This is a genomic window from Tateyamaria sp. GN1-10 (assembly GCF_055693845.1).
Genome location: NZ_JBVFUR010000004.1, coordinates 1,333,106 through 1,354,652, shown reverse-complemented (window position 1 = coordinate 1,354,652; position 21,547 = coordinate 1,333,106). Strand labels below are relative to the sequence as shown.

17 protein-coding genes are annotated in these 21,547 nt (G+C 58.6%); all 17 read right to left on the bottom strand.

Annotated elements, in window-relative coordinates:
* Positions 1-3: 3 nt before the first annotated feature.
* The 17 genes from ACZ1HN_RS08460 to ACZ1HN_RS08380 all read right to left on the bottom strand — a co-directional run bounded on the left by ACZ1HN_RS08460 (position 4) and on the right by ACZ1HN_RS08380 (position 21,430).
* The gene (locus ACZ1HN_RS08460; RefSeq protein WP_472727168.1) at positions 4-2,004 is read right to left on the bottom strand and encodes a type VI secretion system Vgr family protein; all 2,001 of its coding nucleotides are present in this window, start codon (positions 2,002-2,004) and stop codon (positions 4-6) included.
* Positions 2,005-2,057: 53 nt separating this feature from the next.
* Positions 2,058-5,111 carry a type VI secretion system contractile sheath small subunit gene (gene tssB / locus ACZ1HN_RS08455; RefSeq protein ID WP_472727167.1) on the bottom strand — a complete coding sequence of 1,018 codons (3,054 nt, stop codon included), beginning with the start codon at positions 5,109-5,111 and terminating at the stop codon, positions 2,058-2,060.
* Between the two features lie 102 nt (positions 5,112-5,213).
* Positions 5,214-7,859 (bottom strand): type VI secretion system ATPase TssH, encoded by a 2,646-nt coding sequence (tssH, locus tag ACZ1HN_RS08450; protein ID WP_472727166.1) that lies wholly within the window; start codon positions 7,857-7,859, stop codon positions 5,214-5,216.
* A gap of 57 nt (positions 7,860-7,916) precedes the next feature.
* Positions 7,917-8,900, bottom strand: coding sequence for a type VI secretion system baseplate subunit TssG (tssG, locus tag ACZ1HN_RS08445; RefSeq protein ID WP_472727165.1), 984 nt, complete (start codon positions 8,898-8,900; stop codon positions 7,917-7,919).
* Positions 8,864-10,738: a type VI secretion system baseplate subunit TssF gene (tssF, locus tag ACZ1HN_RS08440; RefSeq protein ID WP_472727164.1), complete on the bottom strand. Its 1,875-nt coding sequence runs from the start codon at positions 10,736-10,738 to the stop codon at positions 8,864-8,866. Before tssF ends, tssG begins: the two co-directional genes overlap by 37 nt.
* Before the next feature lie 4 nt (positions 10,739-10,742).
* Positions 10,743-11,240 (bottom strand): type VI secretion system baseplate subunit TssE, encoded by a 498-nt coding sequence (gene tssE, locus ACZ1HN_RS08435; protein ID WP_472727163.1) that lies wholly within the window; start codon positions 11,238-11,240, stop codon positions 10,743-10,745.
* Positions 11,233-12,066, bottom strand: a complete 834-nt coding sequence (locus ACZ1HN_RS08430; RefSeq protein ID WP_472727162.1) for a type VI secretion system accessory protein TagJ — start codon at positions 12,064-12,066, stop codon at positions 11,233-11,235. The genes tssE and ACZ1HN_RS08430 overlap by 8 nt, the downstream gene beginning before the upstream one ends.
* 75 nt (positions 12,067-12,141) lie before the next feature.
* Positions 12,142-12,678 carry an Hcp family type VI secretion system effector gene (locus tag ACZ1HN_RS08425; protein WP_472727161.1) on the bottom strand — a complete coding sequence of 179 codons (537 nt, stop codon included), beginning with the start codon at positions 12,676-12,678 and terminating at the stop codon, positions 12,142-12,144.
* A gap of 44 nt (positions 12,679-12,722) precedes the next feature.
* Positions 12,723-14,216: a type VI secretion system contractile sheath large subunit gene (gene tssC, locus ACZ1HN_RS08420; RefSeq protein ID WP_299705980.1), complete on the bottom strand. Its 1,494-nt coding sequence runs from the start codon at positions 14,214-14,216 to the stop codon at positions 12,723-12,725.
* A 3-nt stretch (positions 14,217-14,219) separates the two neighbouring features.
* Positions 14,220-14,726, bottom strand: coding sequence for a type VI secretion system contractile sheath small subunit (gene tssB / locus ACZ1HN_RS08415; RefSeq protein ID WP_472727160.1), 507 nt, complete (start codon positions 14,724-14,726; stop codon positions 14,220-14,222).
* 53 nt (positions 14,727-14,779) lie between these two features.
* Positions 14,780-15,814, bottom strand: a complete 1,035-nt coding sequence (gene tssA / locus ACZ1HN_RS08410; protein ID WP_472727159.1) for a type VI secretion system protein TssA — start codon at positions 15,812-15,814, stop codon at positions 14,780-14,782.
* Positions 15,807-17,150: a serine/threonine-protein kinase gene (locus ACZ1HN_RS08405; protein WP_472727158.1), complete on the bottom strand. Its 1,344-nt coding sequence runs from the start codon at positions 17,148-17,150 to the stop codon at positions 15,807-15,809. Before ACZ1HN_RS08405 ends, tssA begins: the two co-directional genes overlap by 8 nt.
* Positions 17,143-18,015, bottom strand: coding sequence for a Tll0287-like domain-containing protein (locus tag ACZ1HN_RS08400; protein ID WP_299604751.1), 873 nt, complete (start codon positions 18,013-18,015; stop codon positions 17,143-17,145). Before ACZ1HN_RS08400 ends, ACZ1HN_RS08405 begins: the two co-directional genes overlap by 8 nt.
* Before the next feature lie 53 nt (positions 18,016-18,068).
* Positions 18,069-19,049, bottom strand: coding sequence for a peptidoglycan-binding domain-containing protein (locus ACZ1HN_RS08395; RefSeq protein ID WP_472727157.1), 981 nt, complete (start codon positions 19,047-19,049; stop codon positions 18,069-18,071).
* Positions 19,046-20,203 (bottom strand): S8 family serine peptidase, encoded by a 1,158-nt coding sequence (locus tag ACZ1HN_RS08390; protein ID WP_299604757.1) that lies wholly within the window; start codon positions 20,201-20,203, stop codon positions 19,046-19,048. The genes ACZ1HN_RS08395 and ACZ1HN_RS08390 overlap by 4 nt, the downstream gene beginning before the upstream one ends.
* Positions 20,200-20,874, bottom strand: coding sequence for a zf-HC2 domain-containing protein (locus tag ACZ1HN_RS08385; protein ID WP_472727156.1), 675 nt, complete (start codon positions 20,872-20,874; stop codon positions 20,200-20,202). Before ACZ1HN_RS08385 ends, ACZ1HN_RS08390 begins: the two co-directional genes overlap by 4 nt.
* Complete coding sequence (locus ACZ1HN_RS08380; protein WP_472727155.1) at positions 20,837-21,430, bottom strand: RNA polymerase sigma factor; 594 nt, start codon at positions 21,428-21,430, stop codon at positions 20,837-20,839. The genes ACZ1HN_RS08385 and ACZ1HN_RS08380 overlap by 38 nt, the downstream gene beginning before the upstream one ends.
* Positions 21,431-21,547: the final 117 nt, after the last annotated feature.

The window sequence follows — 21,547 nt, the reverse complement described above, 5'->3', positions numbered from 1 at the left end:
CCTCTAGTTGATCATGGTCAAGCTGCCCTTGACCATCAAAATGCCGGAGGACTTCAACTGGGTCATGCCGCCGCCTTCGAGCTTGAGCATGCCTTTGCCCTCCAGTGCCAGCTGACCACCAGCGTTGATCTTGGCCGTGGCTGCAGCCTTCACTTCGACCTGCGGTGCAGAAATCGTGATCCCGGACGGCGTCATCTCAATCTGCGCACCACCGCATTTAAAAGTGATCTTGGATTTCGCCGTCAGGCTCAGCGCCGCACCCACATCAATCTCTGCGCTCTTGGCGACTGTCAGGCCGTGTGCCCCGTCGATCTGCGTGTTGTCGTCGCCGCCAATCGTTTCCGTTTTGTCGCCATGGATCGTCTGTTTGAGCCACCCCTTGTCTTTGTGGGACAACCCAACCTCGATCTCGGCGTTGTTCTTGATGATCTGTTTGAAATCCCGCTCGGATTGCAAACGAACGAACTCGGCACCCTTCTTGTCCTCAAACACCAGCTCGCTAAAACCAACCCCACCCTTGGAGCTATTGGTCTTGATGCCCATCTGCGTCGCATTGCCCGGGAGCGGGAAAGGGGGATTGGTGTCTCCGTTGTAAACCATCCCGGTGATGATCGGGCGGTCTGGGTCGCCCTGTTCGAACTGGACAACAACCTCCTGACCGATGCGCGGGACAGCCATCATTCCCCATCCCTTGCCGCTACAGGGCATAGCCGCCCGAACCCAGCACGACGATTTTTCATCCCGTTTGCCGTCCCGATCCCAATGGAATTGGATCTTCACCCGACCGAATGTGTCGGTCCAAACCTCTTCACCGGCTTTGCCCACGACAACGGCGGTTTGCACGCCAGGGTTTTCTGGAGGTGGCGTTTGCTGCCCTGAGCGGTAGGGTTCGCGGGCGGGCTGCACTTCGATGTTGCAACGGTAGAGATCAGGGTTGGTATCGGCGTCGAAGCCCAACACCGGGCCCAGAATGGCCTCGACGATATCGCGGTCTTCCACCATCACATCGAGCTGGATTTGATGTCGGGCGCGAACAACGAGGTATGCACTGTTCTCTGCCTTGCGAGGGTGCTTGTTCAACCGGAATTTTGCGCCCACAGCCATCTGCCGGACACTGCCTACGGCTCGAGCCCTTTGGGTCTGGGCTGCAATTCCTTCAATTCTCACACGGGCCTGATACTCACCTGTCCCAGCGCTGTCATAGCGACCCGGGTAGTCATATATTTCATAGGATTTGTGCACGTGGCGCCCCTTGGACACCGACTTAACGCATGCCAGGTCTGTCTTGGGCTTTTCAAAATCATAGCTTTGCAACGACACTTTTCCGGGCCGTATCTGCTCTGAACCGCGCCATTCGTAGATATGATCCTCGTCCCGAAACATGTCGGCGGCGCGCACATAGTAATTGAGCTGTCCGTGGTCTGTCAGCGGCTCGTGGCTGCTGGAGTCGTCAGCGAGGATCAACGTTTCGCGGGCCTGATCATACTGGTGAAAGTGGTAAATGCCCTCCTCTTCCATCAGACGTGAGATGAAGGCGAAATCGCTTTCCCGGTACTGAACGCAGTAGGTTCGCTTTTCGAAAGGATGCTTGGTCTTGTCCTTGAAGTCCGAAAACCCGTGCGCACCAAAAACATCCTTAATGATCTCGATCACCGTTTTGTCCTGAAATATGCGGCAGTTCGTGGCTTGCGTCAGAAACCACAGCCACGGGCGCAGTTCGGCGCGGAAATACCCCTGGCTGCCCGATGCACCCAGAAATTCAGCTGACACACATCGCCCCTGAAAATAGCGGGTTTTCTTGTTCGGCGCATCCAAGTCGATCCGCAGTCGTTCGCCAACCAGTTTTTGAAGATCGAGGTCGAGGTCCGTGGACATGAATTCCACCGTCATCAGGGGGATTTCGCCCAAGGCCTCATCAATCTGCGCGCGTACCAGGTAGCCCTTGATGCGGTTGGGCAGGATCAGAGTCGCTGGGCGGTTTTCCAGAAGAATATCCTTGGACATTCAGCATACCTCCCGGCTGCATGGATACGCATGCGGGGTGAGGCTCACGCGCATCACAGATCCTCCATCAACGCGGCAAGCGCGGGATCCATGTCGTCGTCGTTGTCGTCCTCAGCGCCATCATCGTCGCCGAACCCGGCAAGCAACGCATCAAGGTCGTCGTCCGAGCCATCGTCGGCATCGTCAGCGTCACTTAGATCAATGCCACTCAGATCGCCGTCATCATCGTCATCGAAGCCCGCAAGCAACGCATCAAGATCATCGCCCGGGTCATCGTCGGCGTCACTTAGGTCAAGGCCGTCCAGATCATCGTCATCATCGCCACCGAAACCCATGTCATCGGCGTCTTCCAAGTCATCATCATCTTCATCTTGGGTAAATTGATCGTCATAGTCTTCTCCCGCTCCACCAGGGCGGGATGGGCTAAAGTCAATGCCGTCTTCGGGGTGATCCGATGCCTCCCGCGTGACATCGAGTGTGGATTTGACGCCGCCGAGACCAGTCTCGGCTCCCGCGCTTTGTCCCCACGGACCTGCCAACATACCAGGACCCAGACCCTGAAACGACCCTTGGCGAACCTCGGTGCGGCCTTTGATCGACAAGAGCGGGATGTAGCCTCGGGCGACCACGTCCGCCATCGTGCGCGTATTCAGCAGCCGCCGGGTGCACGGCAGGGCGATCTGATCGCCGTGCTGATCAGTGATGTGATGCAGCGGCAGATCGCCCACCGACATCACGTCGCCCAATTGCATCGCCTTGCCCTTTTGGTTCACCGTTTCGCAAAGCAGGATGGCCGACAGGACGACGGGGTTGGCCCATAGCATACCCTTGAGACCGTCGCGCAGGGTGAATTCCTCGAAATCAAAAGGATCCACAGGTTCGGTCTTCGCACCATAGGGCAAGCGAAGCAAAAACTGTGGTGCAACCAGGCCGATATATGACGCTTCGGGCATCGCGCGCAGCCCATCCCAGGATCGGGCCACGAGCGGATGGCGCTCGTGTTTGGGTGTATCCAGGAAGTTCTCGGACATTGCTGTCAGGAAAGGCGCATTCATCCAGTCACTGATCTTGGCCATGCGCGCCAACAGATCTGCGTGGGGTGGCGTCTCTTCCAGAGTATAGAGCCCGAAAATCGCCGACAGTGGGCCTTGGGCATCATCGAGGCGCGGCTCTTCAGCGAGCATTTGAAAGAGGCCGGTTTGAGCCAGATCTTCTTGGGATGCCAGATCCGCTGCCCACTCCTCTGCCGACATATCATAAAGAACGATCTCAAGCCCGGCACCCGTCGTGATCCGGCGGGCCAAAAGTTCCAGCGAACGCCAAGTGCTCTCTACCGCCTGAAAGTCTGGATGATGCAGGATCGCACGCATCGCACCGGACAAAGCCTCATCAACGGCGGCCAGCATCGCGGGCTGGTCCGGGTCGGGGGCCGCTTGCACGTAGGGACCGACAATACGGCCAATCAAATCCTCGGCAGGCGATGGCGTGCAAAGGTCGTTGGTATTGTCTCCGATCAGCGACTGAAACGCGCTCAGCTTGAGGTTGGCAGGCACACCGGCCCCGCCGGCGCGGGCGCGGCTAACCGGCTTGGTATCACCGAACTCTGTCGCCCATTCCTGCATCTGCGCGATGTCCTGGGTGCTGTTTCCAGAGACCAGACGATCACGCAGGTTGGACAGCGCTTCGAACAGCTCAACATTTTCGTAGAGCGTGTCGGGGTGCAGGTCTTCCAGGTCAGACAATGTCACCTCTACACCCGCACCATCCTTGCCGATTGGAAGAACAAGCTTGGTGGCGAAACGCGCGATGACATCATCCAGCGTGTCGACATCAAATTTGATGGGTTTGCGACGGGCAAGGTCTGCACCAATCTCCACCGCACCCTTGCTGGACCGACCCGTAAAATCACCAAGGATCGCGATGCGAAACTTGGGCCGGGCAGCATCGCGATCCTCGGGTTTGGGCAGATCAAGTCGGCCGTGAGGTGAAATCTCCTCTGCCGCGGGCTCATCACCCTCCGGTGCAACGTCATCGACCGACACTTCATCTTCCGTTTCGTCCGACATGTCTTGAACAAGCATGTCGAGATCGTCCGCAGTCGATTCAGCCCCTTCGTCTGTATCCACCGCCTTAAATTCAGAGGGTTCATCCATTTCATCGAAATGAGGAGTATCTGCCAAGTCATCAGTCACGGCATCAGGATCTGTCGCAGTGAAATCCAATACCTCAAGATCATCCCCTGCATCGACATCATCGTCGCTTGCGTCCCGTGCATCATCTTCCGACACAATCGCCGACACATTTGTATCAACTGTGTCATCGTCATCAGAGAGGCCGACAGGCTCTGAGGTCGATGCGTCCTGATCAGCCGCAGGCTCAATCTCAGTTGGTCTTTCCTGAGATGTCGGACCATCGGCCGCATCCTCTGTGCCAATGCTAGATTGCATCAGATCGGGAAGCGCACGGTCAGTGCTTGTATCCGCTTCGGGTTCGCTCATCGGGTCGGGAGCCTGCAGCGCCATGGCAGCAAGGACAGCGTCTGTATCATCGCCGGGATCGTCCGGCACATGGGTTGCCGCATTCCGCATGGACTCCAGTGCGGCATCGGCTTGGCTCGTCTCCTTGGCGGAACCTGCCAGCGCAGCAAGGGCAACGGGGTCATGGATCAACCGCGTCATCAGATCCTCTGCCTCTGATTTACCGTCCATATACGTGCGCAGGTGCTCCAATCGGGTGCGGGCCTCAAGCAAGGTGTTCAGCGGCTCCACATTGCGGGCGACAGCCGCAGGCGAAAAATCGTCCATCCGCTCAAACGTCAGATCGACGGCGATATTGCCCTCGCCCGTCAGCGTGTTGGGTACAGAAAAAGCGGCACGTGGCTTGATCGACTTCATCCGGTCGTCAAAGTTGTCGACATCGATTTCCAGGAACTTGCGGTCTGCCACGGCGGGCAGTGGATCCTCGGACTTGCCTGACAGATCAGCCATCACACCCATCACAAAGGGCAGCTGGATCGTCTTTTCAGCGCCGTAAAGCTCCACATCATATTCGATCTGGACACGGGGCGCGCGGTTGCGGGCGATGAATTTCTGGCTGCTTTTGGACATCGGACAGGCTTCCTTACGGACGTTCAATCAATAAGTGCCGACCGCGCAGCGCAGGGTTCATGCTGAAAGCAGAAAAAGAACGCTGCCCGGACGAAACCCATCCTAGTCGAAGGCATATTTGAATTGGCCGTCAGCGACGTCGATGGCCATCTTCGACACGTGGTTTCCGTCAAGTTGACGAGTCAGGACTTCGGTCGACAGTGCGGGCAACATTGTGTTGGTGACAATCGCGTCAATCATACGCCCACCGCTCTCGACCTCGCGGCAGCGCGACACAATCGCGTCGACAACAGCATCCGAATAGCAAAACGGCACGTCATAGGCTGCTTCCACACGGGCACCGATCCGATCCAGTTGCAGCCGCGTGATCTGGCCGATCATCTCGGGGCTCAGCGGATAGTACGGGATGGTTACGATCCGGCCCAGAAGGGCGGGCGGAAACACCTCCAGCAACGGCGCGCGCAATGCTTTGGCGATGCCGTCAGGATCAGGCATCAGTTCCGGGTCGGCGCACAAATCTATGATCACGTCAGAGCCAATATTCGACGTCATAAGGATCAGAGTGTTGCGAAAGTCGATCCGACGACCTTCGCCGTCCTCCATCACCCCCTTGTCAAAGACCTGGAAAAAAATCTCGTGTACATCCGGATGCGCCTTTTCAACCTCATCCAGCAGCACAACGGAATAGGGTTTGCGCCGCACAGCTTCCGTCAACACGCCCCCTTCGCCATAGCCGACATAACCGGGGGGCGCCCCTTTGAGGCTGCTGACGGTATGGGCCTCCTGATACTCGCTCATGTTGATCGTGATGACATTCTGTTCACCGCCGTAGAGCGTTTCGGCGATCGCCAGCGCCGTTTCGGTCTTACCCACGCCCGACGTTCCTGCGAGCATGAAAACCCCGATGGGCTTGGACGGATTGTCTAGACCTGCGCGTGAAGACTTCACACGCTTGGCGATCATCTCCATTGCGTGATCCTGGCCGATGACACGTTTCGAAAGGTGATCCGCCAGATTCAGAACGGTGCGCATCTCGTCCCGCAACATCCGGCCCACAGGTATCCCGGTCCAGTCGGCGACCACCGATCCGATGGCGGCGGCATCCACGATGGGCAACATCATGGGCGTCTCGCCTTGCAGCTCGTCCAGCGCGGCTTGGGTCTTGCGCAGGGTTTCAAGCGCGGATGCCACCTCATCTCGACATTCGGTTGATTTGGCCTGAGCGCGCAGGTCCATAATCTGGACCACCAGTGCCTTTTCAGCCTCCCACTGCTCAGTCAAGGTGGTCAGCCGCGCAGTTTCGGCGTCCAGCTCTGCCTGTGCCTTGCTGCGGCGTGTACCGATCTCGGCCCCAGCGGCTTCGTCACGGTCTATGATGTCCAACTCGGTCTCCAAACCGGCAATGCGGCGTTGGCAATCGTCCACAGGCGCCGGTGTCGCGTGCAGGCTGATGCCCACGCGCGCGCAAGCCATATCTAGAACGCTGACCGATTTATCAGGCAGTTGCCTTGCCGGGATGTAGCGAGAAGACAGGCGCACGCTGGCCTCCAATGCCTCATCGAGGATTTGGACATTGTGGTGACGCTCAAGCGTTTCTGAAACCCCGCGCATCATCAGCAGGGCGGTCGCGTCATCGGGTTCGGCGACTTGAACCACTTGAAACCGGCGGGTCAGGGCTGGGTCCTTTTCAATGTGCTTTTTGTATTCCGCCCAAGTCGTGGCCCCGATGGTGCGCAACGTCCCACGGGCCAGAGCGGGCTTAAGAAGATTGGCAGCATCGCCGGTGCCCGCAGCCCCACCTGCACCCACCAACGTGTGGGTTTCATCGACAAACAGAACAATCGGAACTGCGCTGGCCTGCACCTCATCGATAACACCGCGCAGGCGGTTTTCGAACTCGCCCTTCATCGAGGCCCCTGCCTGCAAAAGACCAATATCCAGAGACAAAAGACGCGCCTCTGCCAAAGCAGGCGGCACATCACCACGTGCGATGCGCAGGGCCAATCCCTCGACCACGGCCGTCTTTCCGACGCCAGCCTCTCCTGTCAGAATCGGATTGTTCTGACGACGACGGATCAGCACGTCGATGATCTCGCGGATTTCCGGGTCCCGACCAACAATTGGATCGATCTGTCCCTCGCGTGCGCGCGCCGTCAGATCGGTGCAAAACTGCGCCAAGGCCGACCCGTCCTGAGGAGTGGAGGCCATGGCTGACGACGCGTCCCCTGGCTCTGACCCCACATGCGACCCGTCCTGCGCAGGCAATCCAGCCTCGGGCGATCCTTCCACCGCAGCCTCAAAGTCACGTGCAAGTTTCTGTGGATCCACTCTTTCCAGTTCAGCAGACATTGACCGCAGAACGTTTTTCAATCCCGGCGTGGTTACCAGTCCCAGCAAGAGGTGCCCCGTGCTTACCCGGGACGCCCCATAACCCAGTGACGCATGGATCCATGCCCGTTCCACAGCCTCCTCCAGATGCGGCGACAGGTCCGAGATGGCCGTTGCCCCGCGCGGTAAAGCATCCAAAGCACGCTGCAGTTCGGTCGCGATACGCCCTTCGTCCAGATCAAAGAAGCGAATGATCCGGTGTAGATCGCTGTCATGTGCATTCAGGATCTGATGGATAAAATGGGCCAGCTCCACATAGGGGTTTCCGCGTATCTTACAAAAGACTGTTGCACTTTCAATGGCTTGGAACGCACTTGTGTTGAGCTTTCCAAAAAGGGCGACACGGCTGATCTCGGACATTTGCATTGCTTTCCTGTGGGGGCCGTCAAAGGGAGTGTTGGCAAGGTTGAGAGAGGATCAAATCATCCGCATCGCGGGCCGGGCGTCGTCCGATCCAACTGGTTCGGCCGAGCGTTGCAGCCTGCCCAAGTACCGAAGGGGGATCTCATCGGCCTTGAGGATTAGATTGGCGGTCCATTCCAGGGTGTCGCCAACATATGTTCGAATGATCGCTGCAAGCCGTTTGAAACCGGGCGCTCCGGGAAAGAGCCGCTTGTACTCCTCCAGCGACAGGGGACCGATGCGCAGTCGAAAACAGGCGGAACGGGACCAGGTCTTTTCTCCCAGACTGGCACCATCGCCCAACACAGCGTTTCCAAGCTGTCCGCGGTCGCCCGGCTCAAGATGCAGCCAACTGCCCACAAAGCTTTCGACTTCGACAGGAGTATCAAAAAGCTGGGTTACTATGGCTGTCAGACCCACCTCGCTACGCGGGCTGGCGGCCAGAAGGCCAGCGAAATGCTTCTTTGCCACGTCAGGCATGGCATCGCGCCCCTCCAGCGCGCCGCATCCGAAACCTGCCAGCGCTCCGACCTTTTGGCCAAATGCGTCATCCTCCGACCGATCGAACGAGGCGGCAGGTTGCCCGCTTGCCCAGGCCCGATAGAGCAGCGACAGCATCCGATGATGAAACATGTCCGCAAAGGCGACCATCGTGGGATCATCCATGTTGCGTTGACGGTCGCGCGCAAATTCAGTCATGTGCAGTGGCAAAGGACCGTTTGGACCAAAAAGGCCAAAGGCCAGCTGCGTCAGCTTCGGCACACCAGCCTCATCCTCGGTGAAGGATTTGATGGTAGAGGGTGGAAACGCAAGGTCCGCCGCCTGCGCCAAGCGCACTGGGTCTTCGGACGGGCGACTAGACATGCCTAGGCGCGGACCGTCCTGATGCACCGCCTCGATCAGCCGCAGTGCCTGGAAGAAGTTGAATTTCTCGGGAGCCTCGATCAGCGCGGCAAGTCGCGTCAGATCAGGACCCGCCGTCCGCTCTTGGCTGGCCATCTGGCGATATCCCCGCGCTGTGATGAATGGATACAAGTCTCGGTAAAGCTGTTGAGACTCACGTATTTGGCAAAGAAGGTTTCCAGCACCGAACCCAGAAGGTAACAGCCGGTCCCCTCGAAGCAGCTTTCGTCAAAGCCGACCCTGATCTCCAGACCTCGCACCGCGCTGCTTAGAACACCATCGGCAAGCCGTCTGACAATGGGGCGGGACGATACGGTTGACAGACCTTCGACCTGCTTGGCCAACGCGGGCTCCCCCAGCGTGGCATACAGCCCGATAATCTCGCGCAGGGCGGCTGCCCCGCTGCCGCGGTCGGCGTCAACCAAGGACAGGTAATTGAGGCTGAGATGAGAGATAAGCTGCCAAGCCTGCTTGCCTTCGGCAAGACTGGACCTTGGGCGCGTCGGCGGAACAATCGCTCGCACGCGCTTGACCGAGCCGCCCTCTGGCAGTGTGAAATCCGTCTCGCCCAGACCCACTGGCGTCAGCAGCGGTAGATCCCTGTTGGTACAAAGTGCCTTTATTGCAAGCTGATTGACGGCAGCAGGATAAGGTGCCTGCGTTTGGTCCGTGAGGGTCAGATAAAGCTCCGACCCCAGGTAGGATGTGCGCGATCCAGCCATTCGCTGACGCTCGGAAGGCTGGCGCAGCCGACGGCGCTGACTGTAGTAGGCAGCATGTTTTTCGCCTGATGGCCCGAAATCCTCAGTACTGTAGAACGGTCGAAACTGCACATCCGCGTCGCGATCACCCCCGATACCCGTAACGGATTCAAGCTGATAGACCTCGAAATCCATGGGCGCGGTTCGGTCCACTGTCACGAGGTGCTCTACCTGCGTATCCGCGACATGCACGCGATCACATCGCTTGCGAAAGAGGTTGATCGCGGGCACCGCATGAAGGTCGAAATTGGCATGGGTGACAGATGCAAGCTCGGGCAGGCCTTCGCGCAGAAGTATATATAGATCCAGATCGGCTTCGGTCGTTCTTTGCACCGCTTGCAGCAGCCCCCCAAACTCAGCGAAAAAGAACCGCTGCGGCATCGCAAAATACTCCTGCAGCAACCGATAGCCATCAAAGGAAGGGCCCGGCATCGGAAGCAGGGCTTCTTCCGAGCCAAATCCACACGCAGAGATTTCGGCACCCAGATACTCATTCCAATCGTCACGGCGGTCGGTCGACCGGCCCGCGATCCCGATTCCTTGCCCTAGGATCGCCTCGTACAGCCGCCAGGGTTCCGCCGCAGCACCCATCAGAAACATCCGCAGACGATCTAACGGCAACTCCGCCAGAGGGGCGCCATCCGTGCGGCGCAAGCGTAGGCGCAATGCAGCCTTGGCCGGGGCGTGGCGGCCAAGGCCCGCCGCAACAAGGTCGCCGCGCGCATCGATGTATTCCACCTCGGTGACTTCCAAAGGCCAGAGTGTGACATCTTGGGACGTGGTGTAGATGATTCCGGTTTGGACGGAATCGCGCACCCGACCGCGCAATTCGGTGCCGCGCGGCACGGTGACGCCGGCCGCGAGATTGCCCTGTCCCGGATCAGGTTCCAGTCTTGCAATCATCATGGACGGAATCGGCGCCAAGTAGTGGGGATAGACCGTCTCGAGCAGGCTCTGAGTCAGGTTTGCATTTTGCTGCTCCAGCTCCAGCTGGACGCGCGCCGCCATAAAAGCAAACCCTTCCATCAATCGCTCGACATAGGGGTCCATCACTTCCAACTGCCCCATGCCCAGTCGCCCGGCAACCTTTGGGTAGGCCGCCGCGAATTCGTCGCCCATTTCCCGAATGAAGGTCAGCTCTTGCTCGTAGTGATTCAAAAGGCGCTTATCCATGACGCTATCCTTGGCGATGGACGGTCACTTCACCCGTCGTCACATCAAGTTGCGTGCGCAAATAGAGATCAAGCGGCACGGGCTCCGCCCACAGCTCGGCCCGGATATCGAAAGAGAACAACCCGCCGCGCACATCCTTCTGTTCATGGATCACCACCTCAAGCGTGTTGGGCAGAAGGCGCGGTTCAAACTGTTCGATCGCCACGCGGATCGCCTGCTGGATCTCTATGGCGCGTGTATTGGTGGCTGTAATTCCAGACACATCGGCGATGCCGAAGTTCAACACGGAGCGCGCAGCCTCCGGGAACGGTCCAAGATCGGTGTCAGCCTGCAGATTTGTGGTGTTCAGCAACCAATGCAGGTCGCGTTGGATTATGTCGCGTAACCGGTTGATGTCGATGATCCAGGCCGCGTTGGTCTCGATGCGCTGATCCGGCGCATCGTCGATAAGCCGGTCAAGCAGTGCAGGCTGCAAACGCTCAAGTCGCGCACGATCAACCATGACTGACCTGCTTCAGCGATTGATTGGCGGGTGTATCGGCATGGTGAAACGTGACCTCGCGCAACTCCATCAGAGGCAGGTTGTCGGCCTCGGTGCAAAACATCCTTTGACCAAGGCCCCGAGGGGTGATGCCGTCGGGGTCGGACCAGTCGGTGGCACGGGCCAACTTCTGTACAGGCGTGCCGTGTTCATGCGTATTTGGATAGCGCGTCGGTATCAGCCCTATACTTTCCGTACCGTTCACAAGGGTCAGGGTGACAGGCGTCCAGACGACATCGCGCAGATCGCGGGGTGGATGCACCTTTAGCCGACGCAATTCCGCAAAGGGCAGCCAAAGGTATTTGCCATCCACGATGAGCTCCAGAACCGGGCCAAAGCGCGGATCTGCGTCCGCGATCCAGTCAAAGCTGGCGCCATTCGCACTGCCCTCCGTGGCGGGCGCCGCGCGCAGGGACATGGACCGTAGCCGCTCGGCGCCCTCGGCATCACCGTCGAGTTCCTTTTTCAAAGCATCCCAAAGCACCGAAAGCCAGGACGGCGCGTCCTCGTCAAAGGGTGGCGGAGTTTGCCCGCGCAGAACCTTTTCGCGGTAAACCTCGCAAACGATTGCTTCGCGGTACATTTGGGCCATGGGCACGGCCACCGGATCGAGCGTTGCGCACGTCTTGAGCTGCTGCACAGCACGAGACCATTCGCCTTCGACACACAACAACTGAAACAGGAACACCCGCCGCCGCGCATCAGCAGGATTGGCCCGCACCTCAGCCTGAAGCGCGGACAGTGCACCAGGCAGGTCGCCGGATTTGAGCAGGGTTTGCGCAGACATGGTTCAAGCCTCGATAATTGGAGGAGTTGGTCCCGGGCGCTGAGGGGAGGAGGTGCCCGGGACGCGAAGTCCGGGTTATGCCCTCTGGACCTCGTATTTTTCTTTGTTGAGCACCTTGCTCCACTCGGCCTCGCCCTGGCCGCCGGACGGTTTGATCATCTTGCCGTCCTTGCCTTGGCGTCGGTATTCGATCTGCTTGGCACCGTAAGCCAGAGTTACTTCCTCAGACAGTTCGTCACCGGAGCCCTTCCATGTCACCGACTTCACGATGACAGTCTTGAAGCGCACAATGAAGAAGTGCCTGCCTCCGACCGTGCTGGCGGCACCTTGGCGGCGGCATTCCATAATGGCCTCATCAATGTGATCGCCGGTCGCGCAGGCCCGGTAGAGACCAGCAGATGCCGTGTCGGTCAGTTTGGTAAAGGTGAAATCCTGAAAGTCCGTCTTGCCGACACCGCCACCGCTTGATTGCGAGTCGATGATCGAGCTGTTTTCAGCGCCAAAGCCGAAGTCCGTGATCTGAAATGCGCCTTCCTTGGCCATTTCTTCGTCGAGTGTTTCCCCGCGGATAATGTTGTTCTTGGGGAAGCGTAGGAATGAGTCAAATGACATATTACGGTCCTTTCTTCAGGTTTTAAGACGTTGATAGAGAGAGGTTATTCGACCTCAGAAGGTAATCTGGACACGAGGCGGAGTGAGACCGACAGGCCTTCCAGCTGATAGTGAGGACGAAGGAAAAACTTACTGTCGTAGTAGCCGGGGTTGCCCTCGACCTCTTCGACCACGACCTCGGCTGCAGCGAGCGGTTTGCGCGACTTCACTTCCTCGGTTGAGGTCTCTTCGTTGTAATCGACATATTTGCTGATCCAGTCCTGCAGCCACTGCTCCATGTCCGAGCGGCTGGCAAAAGAGCCGACTTTATCGCGCACGATACACTTGAGGTAATGCGCAAACCGGCAGGTCGCGAAAAGATATGGCAGCCGGGCCGCGAGGTTCGCGTTAGCAGTAGCATTACTGTCGTCGTATTCGGTTGGCTTTTGCAGGGACTGCGCCCCGATAAAGGCCGCCGTATCGGTGTTCTTGCGATGGATCAAAGGCATCAGACCATTGTTGCCCAACTCAGCTTCGCGCCGGTCGGAAATGGCAATTTCGGTCGGGCACTTCATATCAACACCGCCGTCATCAGACGGAAACGTATGGGTGGGAAGCCCATCCACAGTGCCGCCGGATTCCACTCCGCGAATTCGGGAACACCAGCCATATTCCTTGAAGGATCGGTTGATATTCCGCGCCATCGCGTAGGATGCATTCACCCAGCAATACTTGTTTGAATGTGCACCTTCGGTGTCTTCCTCAAAGGCGAACTCCTCAACCGGATCGGTCTTCGCTCCGTAAGGATGACGTCCCAAAAAACGCGGCATAGCGAGACCCAGATAACGGGCATCCTCACTCTCGCGCAGAGAGCGCCACGCGGCGTATTCCGGGGTTTGGAAAATCTTGGTCAGATCCCGAGGATTGGCCAACTCGTCCCAACCGTCCATCTGTAACAGCGTGGGATCAGCGCCAGCCAGAAATGGCGCGTGGGCAGAGGCCGCGATCTTGGACATCTCGCCCAGGATCTCAACGTCCCGTGGGCTGTGGTCGAAGTGGTAATCACCCACAAGGCAGGCATAGGGTTCGCCGCCAAACTGCCCGTATTCCTCTTCATAGATCTTCTTGAAAATCGGGGATTGATCCCATGCGGTGCCTTTGAATTTGCGCAAGGTCTTGGACAGGTCCTTTTTGGACAGATCCATGAACCGGATCTTCAGCATCTCGTCAGTTTCGGTGTTGTTCACAAGGAAATGCAAACCGCGCCAAGAGCTTTCCAGCTTCTGATAATCCGCGTGGTGCAGGATGTGATTGATCTGTTGGGTCAGCTTCGTGTCGATCTCGGCGACAAGCGCATCGATCGAACGCAATGCGTCATCAGACACCAGTGCCTCGTTTTCCAGTACCTGTTCAGCGAGTGTTTTCACCGCTTCTTCAACTGCGGTTTTCGCCTGCTCGGATTTGGGGCGGAACTCCTTTTGCAAAAGCTCAGCAAAGTCGGACGACGCAAAAATCGTTTGTGTTTGCGTCTCTGTTGTGGTCTCGGTTGCGTCGGTCATGGCCTATTCCTCATCCTCGGAAGCCGCGGCAGGCGCCGAAGTCAGGGCCTTTAGCAAAGCAGGGTCGTTGATGACTTTGGCCATCAGGTCTTCTGCGCCGGTCTTTCCGTCCATGTAAGTGCCCAGATTCGACAAATGGGTTCGCGCCTCGAGCAATTTTTTCAGCGGCTCGACCTTGTTTGCGATTGCTGCAGGAGAAAAATCGTCCATCCGCTCAAACGTCAGATCGACGGCGATATTGCCCTCGCCCGTGAGCGTATTGGGAACTGAAAAGGCAGCACGTGGCTTGATCGACTTCATCCGGTCGTCAAAGTTATCAACGTCGATTTCGAGGAACTTGCGGTCTGCCACGGCGGGCAACGGTTCCTCAGACTTGCCTGACAGATCGGCCATCACGCCCATGACAAAGGGCAACTGGATGGTCTTTTCCGCGCCATACAGCTCCACATCGTATTCTATCTGGACTCGGGGCGCGCGGTTGCGGGCGATGAATTTCTGGCTACTGGCCATGCTGTTTTCCTTTTCTGTCGCGGCTGAAAACACCCGTCGAGGGCTCAGTCCCGTTAGTATGTGCCCTCATCCCCCTCATCGGGTTCAAATCCGCCGATCAAAGCGACATTCCCCACCCCCTCGGGTGCCATATCCTTCATGATCGTCACGAAATCGGCCGAAACGAGACGCCTGGCGCGGGTCAAAAGAACAGGCAGCGGACTTGAGGGCTCGAACTGAGCGTAATAGGCCATGATCCGGTCCAGAGCCGCTTTGACATCCTGAGGTGAGGTGATTGCTGCGTTGTGAAGGACGCTCGATTGCTGCACGGCAGCAGGAGCTTCACTCGCCTGCTCGAGCGTTTCGAGTACGGCGCCGTCATCCGCAAAAACGCCGAGCCTGCGACAGATGTCGTCCAGCATTTTCTGCAAGGGGTCTAGGTCCGGCCCCGCCGCACCGACATTTGCATCAAAGACGTCACATATAGCCCGAACCGCTTCGAGCGCATCGGCCGCCGCCTCAAGCGTTTGACCGACATCCTCGCGGCCCGCATCCTGGAACGCGGCGGCAATGGTCTGGGTATCAATCACCTTGGTCGCGTTTGCAAGAGGGCTGGCTTCACCGCCAGCCACCTCCATATCGCGCAATGAAAAGGCCCCAAAGGTCGGACTATCGACCAGCGGCGCCTGGCGCAGCGACCGCAACAGCACGTCACGGCTCGACAGCGCAAGCATCGCGTTTACCCGCATCGTGGGGTCGCCATCATCTTCATCCAACTGGGGATGCATACTGTCCCAGTGGGTTTTCAGACATTGCTCGACATAGCGCAGCACGTCACGAAACCCGGGCAAGCCGATTGTGCGCAGTTGCGCATTGGCCAGGATCGCCGCGACACGCAGATCTTGCGTACGCTCCAGCAGGGCCACAGCTTTGGAAGAAACGTCATCGTAATCGGGATCTTCGGCTGGGATCACGTTATCGCCGATCACCCGCTCTTCGGACGGTTTGCTGGCCATCTCAAGAGCGATGAAATCGTCGTCATATTCCAGATCATCCCCACCGGGCGCGTCGTCACGGATGGGTTCCATCAGCGCGTTCAGGTCAAGCATGGCGGGGTCCTTTTGCAATTTGGGTTTGGGCGACTTCTAGAAAGGCGGCCCTGTCGCTGGTGTCGGGGATCGCTTCGGTCATGGTGTCCAACAGTTGCGACAGCGAGGGCGAGCGCGCCGCTTGGCGTCGCACCAACGTCCCAGCGATGGGACCCAGATGAGGGGTCAAAGCCGCGATAACGGACTTCAGATCATCCTCGTTCAACTTGCCTTGCGCACGCCCTGGGTCAGCGGTCATCAGGCTGGCCACCGTATGACGCAGAACCTCGCGTTCGGACGGATCGCTGATTTCACCGAGTATCTGTTGCAGCAGGTCTTCTTGCGTCACAGCCGTTTCAGCCGCGCGACGGGCTAGTAGCTTGCCGATGGGCCCAATGCGCGCCACCAGGCTTTCCTCCACCCGCAGCATCGTCGTGAGGGACAACCGGCCAATCATCGTTTCTAACGAACGTGGTGTACCGGCCTCGGGGGATGCGGTCAGCGTAGCTCCATGCGTGCTGACCGCCGCCAAAAGGGCTGTGCGCATCTCTGTCGCACTGGCGTACCGCCCCTTGGGATCAGGGCAGATCGCCGTCATCACCACCGTGTCAAGAGCGGCAGGCAGGTCCGGCGCAAGGGTCGAAGGTGGCGGTACGCTTTCGCCCTTGCTTGCAAGCATGACCGCCGTGATCCCGCCGCCGCGATAGGGCTGCCGCCCTGTTAGTATCTCGTAAAGAATGATGCCGGTCGCATAGATATCGGATCTGGCGCAGACCTCGTCACCCGAGAATTGCTCGGGCGCCATATAGGCAGGCGTCCCGATCATGCCAGCGCTGGTGCGGTCCATCTTGGTAAAGCGGGCAATACCGAAATCGGTCAGCTTTACCCCGCCCTTAGCCGTCAACATGATGTTGGCGGGCTTCATGTCGCGGTGCACGATCGCTGCTTCGTGTATGGCGGACAGACCATCCAAAATCTGCCCAAAGATCGCGGCCACCTCTGTCAGGGTCAAAGACTGAGGTTCGGACATGCGGTCTTCCAGGGTTTTGGCCTCGAGCCGCTCCATCACCAGATAGGGTCGGCCGTCCTGTTCGAGATAGTCAAAGATCGTTACCAGATTGGGGTGAAGCACCCTGCCCGCAGCCTGCGCTTCGCGGGAAAAGCGGGTCAGCCAGTCTTCTTCGCCCGCCGCATCAATCAGGTGCTTGTGCACGGTCTTGATCGCGACAAAGCGGTCAATGTCCTGGTCATGGGCATCATAAACCACGCCCATTGCCCCCTCGCCCAGCTTGGCCCGGATGCAGTATTTTCCGATCTTCTGGGGGCCTTGCGGCGCTATAACGGTATGATCAGTCATCGATCATCCCCATCGCGCGATCAAGGCTGCGGCGCATCCGGTTGAACGACTGCGCAAGCGAGCTGATTTCGTCGCGCGAATTGCGGCTGTATTCCGGCACAGAGAAGTCGCCCATACTGACCCGCTCGGCCATTTTTGTCAGGTATGAGACCGGGCGAATGACCACCCGGCTCAGAAGGATGTTGGTCCATACGAAAACCAGCGTGAATGCAGCGCCCAGGGCCACGGTAACCATCAGGGCCGTTTCCTTGGCCCGTTCGACAATCAGCGACCGCGGCACGGTTATGATCTGTGCCCCCACGGTTTCGCCCATTTCCCAGCCAAACCCGTTGACCGACCCATACAGGTCCACCATAGCGGGTGGCGCCACGTCAGGGCTGGAATGACAATTGAGGCAGCCGGGATTGTTGATCGTGATCGGCGCGGCCATCATCAACAGCTGCCCTGCGTCGGTCTCGATCCGTGCAGAAAGCTGGGTGAGGTCAGGATTTTCGCGAAACTGCTCAATGATGTCGGCTTCGGCAGGTGTGGGCAGATCCTCGGGGTTCGTCGGATTAAGGGCCGCCTCCTTGTAATAGTATTGCGGGAACTCCGCCGTGACGGCTTCGAAAACCGTGCGGGCCGCAAAAGATGTCACCGCTTCGGGCTGAAACAGGATGTCGCCGTCATCGGTCAAAAGAGGTTCGATATGCGCGAGGGTGTAATTGCGGACCGCAGTCGCATTGGCGCGCATCAGTTGCGCCTCGCGCTCGACGTCTCGCAGCGCACTTTCCCGCACCAGAGTGTAGCTGGCACCGGCGGCTGCCACGATACCAAGCACGCTGGCCGAGACCAGAACCAGATTGTATTTGAACCGAAGCCCCATGTGTTCTCACCATTGTTGTCTCTCTGGTGAGTCCCCTCAAAGGGGCACAAGGTTCATTTCCGTGCCAAAAGTTCCAAAAGCTGTGTTGGGGTCAGCAGACCGGTATCGGCCTCCGAGCGTGCAACCTGAAAACCCTTGATCGCCTCACGGGTCTGAACCCCGATGATTCCGTCAATCAGACCGCGGTAATGACCGGAAGCGCGAAGCGCGCGCTGAAGGTCGCGCTTGACGGGAGGTGACAGGGATTGTTCGAGGATCGCAAGTTCAGCCTCTGTCGTCGGGGTCACGGTTTCGGCGTCCTCGATGATCTCGGGCACTGGAATGACAACCGGCTCGATTGGTACGCGCGCAATGACCGGCGGCGAACGCAGTACGATTGGATCAGCAGGCACAGCAGAAAGCGTAGCACCCGGCACCAGCGACATGTCCTCAAGCACAGCGCGCAAATCCACGCTGGGGGTGATGTCGGTCTTTTCGTTCAGAACATCAAGAACCCCGCTTGCCTGTTGTGCCGGGACAACCAAGATCTCGCTGGACCCGACCAGAGGAGCCGAGGCCACGTCGGCATGTTCCACCCCCTCCGGCAAGTCAGACGGCGCTTCCGAGGACAAGATCACCGCCCCGCCCCTCTCGGCCAGAACAGTCATCCGCGCGAAGGCACGCAGCGGGACAGCCTCGGTAAAGATGTCAGTCGACCGGTTCAGCCGCGCGCCGCCCGGCAGTACGAAAATCCGCTCTTCGAAACGCACCGCGGGCATGTCCAGAAAAACCACCGCCGCATCTGCTTGCGCCGCTTCCTGCGAGAACCGCCGCATCATCGCACGGAGTTCTGCATTGCTCGGTGCGCTGACCTGTAGGACTTCAGCATTTAAGGCATTGAGACTGCGCAGCGCGCTTTCGGCCCGCGTAGCATCCGCGCCTGAGGAGACGACCATCCCAACGACCCGTACGGCATCTTGCGCGGCAGCGGGTGCCACCGCCAACAGCGTAACGGACGCGAGCGTCCACAAAGCACGAAGACCGGCGCGCCTCATAGCGCACACGCCTCGCTTGGACCCAGAATAGCGGTACAGGCATTCAGCATAGGCAGCGTTTCAACGTCACTGATCGATCCATTCAGCCGCTCCGAAATCGCGGCGGATGTAAGGGTCGGGTCCTGGGAGAGCATGAGCGCGACCACGCCGGACACGTGGGCGGTGGCGATGGAGGATCCTGATACATAGCGATGGGCTGACCCCGGCGCCGTTGTCAGTACGTCGACCATCGGGGCAGGCACGCTGCGCCCGGCCACCTGCCCCGCAGCGATCACGCCGTCCAAAGAGGCAGGATAGACCAATTCTTGCCCCTCGCCCGAGGCTGCAACCACCACGATACCGGCTTCCAGCGCGACATTGATCAGCTCCGTCAAAAGTGGATCTTCAGGTCCGCCGATGCTGAGGTTCAAAACGTCGATGTCATTGAGAATGGCAAAGTTGATCGCGCGCGCGAGCGAAAAACTGTTGCAAACGCCCGGCGCCCCATCTTGCTGCCAACAGGCGCGCAAGCCCACCATGTCGGCCGAAGGCGCCACGCCGACGATCCCTTCGTTGGTGGCTGCTGCACCAATGATGCCTGCGACCGCAGTACCATGCGCTTCGGCCAGCGGAACAGGATCAGCGGCAACGAAATCAAACAGATCAACCATTTGGTCGGCCAGATCGGGGTGGTGATTGTCGATCGCACTGTCAACGATACCGACCCGCACCCCTTCGCCCAAGGATGAGGCATGGATCGGCAAGACCCGCATCGACTGCAGCGCCCATTGCAGTGGCAAAAGGGGATCGGAGTGGAACATTTCGGTCAGGCTGAAGCTGCGAAGGCGCTGGACCGTGCGTATACGGGCATCCGTTTCCATCGCAGTAATCAGCCCGTCCACGTCAGACACATTGCGGGCGTCAAAGACAAAACAATGCACTTCAAGCGCATTGAGCGACCATTCCGCAGCCAACGACACGCCAAAATCAGCCGCCAGCGTATCAGCGAGGGCTGCCAGTGCTTGCGGCTCATCCTGAGGGATAGTGAGAATGAGATAGTTGGCCGGAGCAAATGTGTTCGCGTCCGTCAGTTGCCAGTCCTGTGAAGCAGCGGATCGTGGCAAGGCAAACCCGATCAACCCCACGAGAGCAAAGAAGGCGATGAACCGGCTCATTGGCCAGCCTCCGGTGCTGCAAAGATGATCTGGTCCTGCGCCATCATGGCCGCAGATACGGCCGCCACATCGGCATCCTCAGCCAAGGTGGCCGAATAGATCCCAGCCGCCGAAGGGCCAGTCACAGCCACAACACCCAACGGTGTCAAAAGCTCGGCCAACTGGGCTTGTGTCAGATCAGGTGCAGGCTGAAACTGAATGGTTGGTGCGTCGGATGCGGGCTCGCTTGTCAGGGTGACGAAATCGTCCTGCCCGGGGCCGCCAAACTGGACCGCCACCAACACCAGGGCAAGGCACGCGATGGCCAATCCGCCCAACATGCCCCTGCCGCGCCCCTGCACCACCTCTAGCCAGCCACGCTTGGGCGTGATCGGCGTCCGCGCCCGCAAATCTGCTTCGACCTGCGCGCGCAAAGTGTCCCAACTGCGCTGCAAGGGCACATCAAAAGGGTCTGTCTTGACCACTTTCTGAGCCAGCACAGTCTGTCGCCCGATCTCTTCCGAACAAGCAATGCACGTCTTGGCATGGGCCTCAACCATCGCGATATCCGTGTTTGGCAACGTGCCATTCACATACCACGGGATCAGATCCCACACTTCCTCATGGTCGTTTTGCGGACCGTTTGAATTATTGTCACGCAACTGCATGTTCTCCGCCTGTTTGTTCGTCATCAGATAGGATACCGCGCAATCGTCGCCTTGCGGTCATCATGCGCGTTTTCACAGTGCCCACCGGGCAACCAAGGATTTCGGCGATCTCAGTATAAAGATAACCATTATAGTAGGTCAGTTCGACGACCGCGCGAAGCTCTGGCTTAAGCTGGTCCAGCGCATTCTTCAGGTCAGTGCCGCGGATGACAGTTTCGGCAGTGTCGTCTTTGGCGGCAATCATGCCCTCATCAAGTTCCACGTCGCCTGCGCGACGCTCTAGCTTTTTACGCTGCTTCATTGCAACGCGGTAGGCGATGCCGAAAATCCAAGTCGACGGTTTTGAGCGGCCTTCAAACCGATCTGCCGTGCGCCAGACTGTCATCAACACATCATTGGCCACCTCTTCGGCAGCCTCAGCATTGCCGGTGATCCGGCGGGCGAAATGCATCAGTTTCGGGAAATACTTTTTATGAATTTGTTCGAACGCTGCGACGTCACTTTGGGCCACAGCCGCGATCAGAGCATCATCGCTCAGCGCTGCGGGCGATTTCGCAGTGGTCTTAATAGATTTCAACATCCACATGAAGCTCATTTCCCTAACTGTGATCGTTAGTCCCCGGGCAGCGCCGAAAGGTTCACGATTGAAGAAGATTTTTGCGCGCCCTGGATCACGCCCAGTGCTGTCGCCGGTTCA